The 5,249-nt window shown below is 72.5% G+C and carries 5 protein-coding genes; all 5 read right to left on the bottom strand.

The window, feature by feature from the left end; genetic code table 11:
- The coding region (gene trpA, locus A7A76_RS02535; RefSeq protein ID WP_206409718.1) for a tryptophan synthase subunit alpha at positions 1-785 on the bottom strand (785 nt) is incomplete at its 3' end.
- Between the two features lie 123 nt (positions 786-908).
- Complete coding sequence (gene trpB / locus A7A76_RS02530) at positions 909-2,153, bottom strand: tryptophan synthase subunit beta (RefSeq protein ID WP_206409717.1); 1,245 nt, start codon at positions 2,151-2,153, stop codon at positions 909-911.
- A gap of 266 nt (positions 2,154-2,419) precedes the next feature.
- Positions 2,420-3,082, bottom strand: a complete 663-nt coding sequence (locus tag A7A76_RS02525; RefSeq protein ID WP_241200685.1) for a phosphoribosylanthranilate isomerase — start codon at positions 3,080-3,082, stop codon at positions 2,420-2,422.
- Positions 3,079-3,924, bottom strand: coding sequence for a tRNA pseudouridine(38-40) synthase TruA (gene truA / locus A7A76_RS02520; protein ID WP_206409715.1), 846 nt, complete (start codon positions 3,922-3,924; stop codon positions 3,079-3,081). The genes A7A76_RS02525 and truA overlap by 4 nt, the downstream gene beginning before the upstream one ends.
- A gap of 38 nt (positions 3,925-3,962) precedes the next feature.
- Positions 3,963-5,249: FimV/HubP family polar landmark protein (locus A7A76_RS02515; RefSeq protein WP_277425768.1), on the bottom strand; the 1,287-nt coding region annotated here is incomplete at its 5' end.

Raw genomic sequence — 5,249 nt, 5'->3', positions numbered from 1 at the left:
CGGCGCAGCGGCGCGAGGAAATCGCGCGCGGCCTGCGCCGCGGCGTCGGCCGAAGCGGCCTGCGCCAGCACCGCGACCAGGGCGCTGCCGACCACCACGCCCTCGGCTTCGCGCGCCATGGCCGCGGCGCTGGCCGCGTCCTTGATGCCGAAGCCGGCCACCACCGGCACCTTGGCGCGCTGGCGGATACGGTGCAGGCGGTCGTTGGCCGCGCCGGTGTCGAGCCGGTCGGCGCCGGTCACGCCGGCGAAGCTGACGTAGTAGAGATAGCCCTGGGCGCCGTCGCACAGCGACTCCAGGCGCGCGTCGGTGGTGGTCGGCGAGGCCAGCAGGATCAGCGCCAGCCCGGCCGCGGCGAAGGCCGCGCGCAGTTCGTCGGCTTCTTCCGGCGGCAGGTCGACCAACAACACGCCGTCGACGCCGGCGGCGACCGCGTCGGCGGCGAAACGCTGCGCGCCGCGGATCTCGATCGGGTTGAGGTAGCCCATCAGCACCACCGGCGTGTCGGCGTCGCGCTGGCGGAACTGCGCCACCGCCTTCAGCACCCAGCCCAGGCCGGCGCCGCGCGCGATCGCGCGCTCGGAGCTGCGCTGGATGGTCGGGCCGTCGGCCATCGGATCGGAGAACGGCACGCCGAGCTCGATCACGTCGGCGCCGGCCTCGACCAGCGCGTGCATCGCCGGCACGGTCGCCTCCAGCGAGGGATCGCCGGCGGTCAGGAACGGGATCAGCGCCTTGCGGCCGGCGGCTTGCAGGTGTTGGAACTTGGCGTCGATGCGGGTCATGGTTGCGGGAGTTAGCGGATAGGAGTTAGGAGTTAGCGAAAAGCAAGGGCACGGCGCGGGGTCCGAAGTCGCGAAAGCGTTTGCTTTCGCTATCTCCCAGCTCCTAGGCGCTAACTTCCAGCTTCAAAAGTGCAGGCCTTCGCGCCCGGCGATGGTGTGCACGTCCTTGTCGCCGCGCCCGGACAGGTTGCACAGCACGACCTGGTCCTTCGGCATCGAACGCGCCAGCTTGATCGCCTGGGCGATGGCGTGGCTGGATTCCAGCGCGGCCAGGATGCCCTCGGTGCGCGCCAGGGTGCGGAAGGCGTCGAGCGCTTCGGTGTCGGTGACGCCGACGTATTCGGCGCGGCCGGTGTCCTTGAGGAAGGCGTGCTCGGGGCCGACGCCGGGGTAGTCCAGGCCGGCGGAGACCGAGTGCGTCTCCACGATCTGGCCGTCGTCGTCGCACAGCACATAGGTGCGGTTGCCGTGCAGCACGCCGGGGCGGCCGGCGGCCAGCGACGCGGCGTGGCGGCCGGTGTCGATGCCGTCGCCGGCGGCCTCGGCGCCGACGATGCGCACGCCGGCATCGTTCAAGAACGCATGGAACAGGCCGATCGCGTTGCTGCCGCCGCCGACGCAGGCGGTGATCGCGTCGGGCAGGCGGCCGTATTCGGCCAGCATCTGCGCCCTCGCCTCGCGCCCGACCACGGCGTTGAAGTCGCGGACCATGCGCGGGTACGGATCCGGCCCGGCCACGGTGCCGATGATGTAGAAGGTGTCGCGCACGTTGGTGACCCAGTCGCGCATGGCTTCGTTGAGCGCGTCCTTGAGCGTCTGCGAGCCGCTGGTCACCGGCACCACGGTCGCGCCGAGCAGCTTCATGCGGTAGACGTTGATCTTCTGCCGCTCGATGTCGGTGGCGCCCATGTAGACCACGCACTCCAGGCCCAGGCGCGCGGCCACGGTGGCGCTGGCGACGCCGTGCTGGCCGGCGCCGGTCTCGGCGATGATCCGGGTCTTGCCCATGCGGCTGGCCAGCAGGGCCTGGCCGATGGTGTTGTTGATCTTGTGCGCGCCGGTATGGTTGAGGTCTTCGCGCTTGAGCAGGATCCGCGCGCCGCCGACTTCGTCGCTCAGGCGCTGGGCGTGGTAGATCGGGCTCGGCCGGCCGACGTAATGGGCCAGGTCGTTGTCGAAGGCCTGGATGAAGGCCGGATCGACACGGGCCGCGTCGTAGGCGCGGGCCAGTTCTTCGATCGGCGCGATCAGGGTTTCGGCGACGAAGCGCCCGCCGAAGCGGCCGAAGTGGCCGTTGGCGTCGGGATAAGCGTGGAAATCGATCGTCGAGGGATCGATCGGCGGGTGAGCGGCGGGTTCGGCGGACATCGGCAGCGGCCATCAACACGGGAGCGCCGCGCCACGCGCGGCGGAACCTGGGAGTTTAGGGCATCCGCGGGTCAACCGTACCGTTTGCGCGGCCTCGGAATGGCGGTCCGGTCCCGGGGTGACGCAGTGGGCAAAGTTCAGTGGCGCGGGAAAGAGGGAAAAGGGGATTGAGCAATGGCTGGCACGCGGGTAAAGCGCCGGCCGGCCCGCCGATGCGCGCGAGCCCCAGCCTCCCTGCTGCCTTCTGTCCCTGGGGTCCCCGCCCCTCACTCGACGTGACAATCCGCGCGCCGCACTTCCTCGACGAACTGCCGCATCTTGTCGCCGTCCTTGAGCCCGGGCGCGCTCTCGATGCCGCTGGAGACGTCCACGCCCCACGGCAGGGTCGCCAGGATCGCCTCGAACACGTTGTCGGGGGTAATGCCGCCGGCGAGCACGAACGGCTTCTGCACCCCGACCGGGATCCGCTTCCAGTCGAAGGTATGGCCGCTGCCGCCGCTGCCGCCCTCGGCGTGGCTGTCGAACAGGAAGCCGGCGGCGCCGGGAAAGCGCATCAGCAGCGCCGAGGGGTGCTGGGTCGCCAGCTCGCCGCCCATCGGGATGGCCTTGAGGTAGGGCACGCCGAAGCCGCGGCAATAGGCGTCGTCCTCGTTGCCGTGGAACTGCAGCAGGCTCGGCCGGACCTGGCGCACGACCTCGCGCACTTCCTCGACCGGGTTGTCGGCGAACAGCGCGACCGCGTCGACCAGCGGCGCCAGCGCCTGACGCATGGCCCGCGCCTCCTCCGGCGCGACCCGGCGCTTGCTGCCGGCGGCGAACACGAAGCCGATCGCGTCGGCGCCGAGTTCGCAGGCCAGGCGCACGTCGCCCGGGCGGGTGAAACCACAGAACTTGATGCGGGTGCGGAACAGGGTGCGGGACGGATTCAAAGGCTGACCTCGGCAGGCAACTGGCATTCGGCGGGATAGCGCGGCCCGACGAACACCAGTCCCGCCGACGGAGCGGTCGGACCGGCGACCGTGCGGTCGCGCCCGGCCAGCAGTTCGGCGATCCAGCCCTCGGGCCGGTCGCCGCGGCCGACCGGCAGCAAGCTTCCGACAATATTGCGCACCATATGGTGAAGAAAGGCGTTGGCCTGCACCTCCATTTCCACGATATCGCCGTCGCGGCGCACTGCGATGTGTTGCAGGTCGCGGCGCGCGTGGGGGGCCTGGCAGTGCACGGTGCGGAACGCCGAGAAATCGTTCTCGCCCAGCAGCGCCTGGGCCGCGCGGTGCATGGCCTCGGCGTCGAGCGGGCGCCGCTCCCAGCTCAGGTACTGGCGCTGCAGCGCCGGCCGCACCGGCCGGTTGAGGATGCGGTAGCGGTAGCGGCGCGCGCGCGCCGAGAAGCGGGCGTGGAAGTCCGCCGCCACCGGGATGCACCAGCGCACGCAGACGGACGGCGGCAGGCGCGAGGTCGCGCCGAGGGTCCAGCCGCGCGGGTCGCGCTCGACCGGGCTGTCGAAGTGCACGACCTGGCACGAGGCATGCACGCCGGCGTCGGTGCGGCCGGCGCAGACCACTTCGATGCCGGTGCCGGCGACGAAGCTCAGCGCCGCCTCCAGGGTGGTCTGCACGGTCGCTTCGCCGCGCGGCGCGTGCTCGGGACGGGCGGGTTCGCCCGGCCGCACCAGGCGCTGCCAGCCGGAGAATTCGCTGCCGTCGTATTCCACGCCCAGGGCGTAGCGCCGCAGCGGCGCGGCGGCGGAAGCGGTGTCGAGGTCGTTCATGGCCCTGCCCTTGCCTGCCTGCGGTCGCCCGGTCCGGCTCACGCCCCGGCGCGATCTCCGCCGGCGGCTTCCAGCTCGCGCAACAGGCGCGCGGCCTGCTGGCGCGCGGCGTGGTCGCCGTTGATCAGCACCTCGCCGAGCAACTGGCGGGCGCTGTTTTGGTCGCCCAGGTCGAGGTAGGCGCGGGCCAGTTCGATCCGCTCCAGGCCAACCGAAGCCGCAGACGGCGCCGCCGGACGCGCCTGCGGCGAGGACTGGGCGATGGTAACGGGCTCGACGCTCGGCGCCTGGGCGGCGACCGGCGCGGCCGCGACCGGGGCGACCGGCACGGGGGCCGTCGGGCTCGAAGCTGCCGGGCTCGAGGCTGCCGGGCTCGAAACCGTCGGGCTCGAAGCCGCCGGAACCGAGCCGACCGGTGCGGCGGAACCCGCCGGCGGCGCCGGCGGCTCGCGCAGTTGCTGTTCCAGCGTCTGCTCTTCGCGCGGCGGCTGGCGGCCCGCGGTCGACGAATGCCAGGTCGGCACGCGCGCCTGGCTCTTGGGCTCGCTGACCGGCGCGGTCCAATGCGGCGCCGCGACCGGATCGGTGCGTTCCGCGGCGGCGGGCGGCTCATCGGCAGCGAGCGGCCGCGAAGCCGACGGTTCGGCGGCGGCGAGCTCGTCGAGCGCATGCCTCGGCGCGGCCGCGGGACGCTCGTCGCGGGCGACGTCAAGATCGGGATCGGAATCGGCGTCGGGACCGACATCTGCAGCGAACACCGGATCGACGGCCGCCGGCTCGTCGCGCCGGCCGAGCAGTTGCGCCACCGGATCGACGACCGCCGCGGCCTCGGGCTTGCGCCGCAGCGTCTCGACCGGATCCGGGCCGGGCTCGGCCGGAGCCGCGAACGGCACCGGCACCGGCGAGGCGGCACGGAAATTCGGCCGCTTGGGCTCGCGCCGGCTCAGCACCCAGCCGCCGGCCAGCAGCGCCAGCAGGCCGAGGCCGCCGAAGATCCACGGCAGCGGCGAACCGCTGTCGGCGCGCGCCTGGTTCTCGGCCAGGCGCTGCTGGGTCGCGGCCAGCTCGCTGTCCTTCATCGCGATCAGCTTCTGCTGGTCGGTGCTGAGTTTCTCGAGTTCGGCGACCTTGCTCTTGAGGTCCGCCAGTTCCTGCTCGCGCACGGCGATGGTTTCGTTGGCCTGTTGCACTTGTTCTCGCACCATGTGGCCCTCGCCTCCGGCGCTGATGCCGGATTGTGCCCCGGCCGTCGCGCGCTCGGCGCCGGGCGGGACGATTTCCAGGCGCGCGTCGCTGGCCCGGCCGGGCGCGCGCGCGGCCGGCGC

It is taken from the genome of Lysobacter enzymogenes, from assembly GCF_017168095.1.
Classification (GTDB): domain Bacteria; phylum Pseudomonadota; class Gammaproteobacteria; order Xanthomonadales; family Xanthomonadaceae; genus Lysobacter; species Lysobacter enzymogenes_D.
Note: the sequence above shows the minus strand (reverse complement) of the source record. Positions and strands in the feature narration are given on the sequence as shown.

Bases quoted from the DNA above. Each gene is read 5' to 3' on its own strand.
- truA (WP_206409715.1), bottom strand. From the start codon at position 3,924: ATGAACGACCTCGACACCGCTTCCGCCGCCGCGCCGCTGCGGCGCTAC.
- trpB (WP_206409717.1), bottom strand. From the start codon at position 2,153: ATGTCCGCCGAACCCGCCGCTCACCCGCCGATCGATCCCTCGACGATC.